Annotated in this window: 1 protein-coding gene; it reads left to right on the top strand. The window is 67.5% G+C overall.

Features of this window, described 5'->3' with window-relative positions:
* The first annotated feature begins 102 nt into the window (after positions 1–102).
* Positions 103–1,071: an IS481 family transposase gene (locus tag AB0H87_RS41995; protein WP_360159496.1), complete on the top strand. Its 969-nt coding sequence runs from the start codon at positions 103–105 to the stop codon at positions 1,069–1,071.
* Positions 1,072–1,080: the final 9 nt, after the last annotated feature.

The following is a 1,080-nucleotide window of genomic DNA, read 5'->3' as shown; positions in this document are numbered from 1 at the left end:
TGTACCCGGTCAGGACGTTGGTAGCGGGCGGGGATGTTGACATAGGGAAAGCCTCCGGTTGGGGTGTGGGTTGTCTAGGACCGCACTCCGCCGGAGGCTTTCGTGTCACACCCTAATGCCCGGACCACGTTTCACGGCCGGTTGCTGATCGTGCAGCGGCATCAGGCGGGCTGGCCGCAGGCCCATATCGCCGCGGCGATGGGGATATCCCGCCGATGCGTCAAGAAGTGGATCGACCGGCACGCCGCCCAGGGCGTGGCTGGTCTGCGGGATCGCTCGTCACGGCCGCACTCCAGCCCACGGCGGACCGCGCCGGCGGTCGAGCAGCTGGTCCTCGCCGCGCGGACCGAGTTCCGGCGAGGGCAGGACTGGATCGCGGCCGAGGTCGGTGTCGCGGCCCGTACCGTGGGGCGGATACTGCACCGCCATCACATACCGCACCTACGCCTACTCGACCCGATGACCGGTCAGGTGATCAAAGCGTCCAAGGCCACCACGGTCCGCTACGAACACGACCGGCCCGGCGACCTGGCCCACATGGACGTCAAGAAGATCGGCCGGATCCCCGACGGCGGCGGCTGGCGAGTCCACGGCCGCGCCCACGGCGACGCCACCCGCGACCGCACCACCAAACGCGGCTACGACTACGTCCACACCCTCGTCGACGACCACTCCCGCCTGGCCTACTCCGAGGTCCTCCCGGACGAGAAAGGCCCCACCTGCGTCGAATTCCTCCGCCGCGCCACCGCCTACTTCCGCCAACACGGCATCACCCACATCCACCGGCTGATGACCGACAACGCCTGGGCCTACCGCTGGTCACTACGCGGCGTCTGCACCGAACTCGGCATCCGACAGAAATTCATCAAACCCCACTGCCCCTGGCAGAACGGCAAAGCAGAACGCTACAACCGCACCCTGACCACCGAATGGGCCTACCAACGCCCCTACACCAGCAACACCGACCGGACCGCCGCGCTTGCACCCTGGCTCGAGCACTACAACACTCAACGACGCCACAGCGCACTCGGCGGCCAACCCCCGATCAGCCGCCTGCAACCAACCTCATGACCGGGTACA

The organism is Asanoa sp. NPDC050611 (genome assembly GCF_040654855.1).
In the GTDB taxonomy this organism is placed as follows: Bacteria; Actinomycetota; Actinomycetes; order Mycobacteriales; family Micromonosporaceae; genus Asanoa.
Note: the sequence above shows the minus strand (reverse complement) of the source record. Positions and strands in the feature narration are given on the sequence as shown.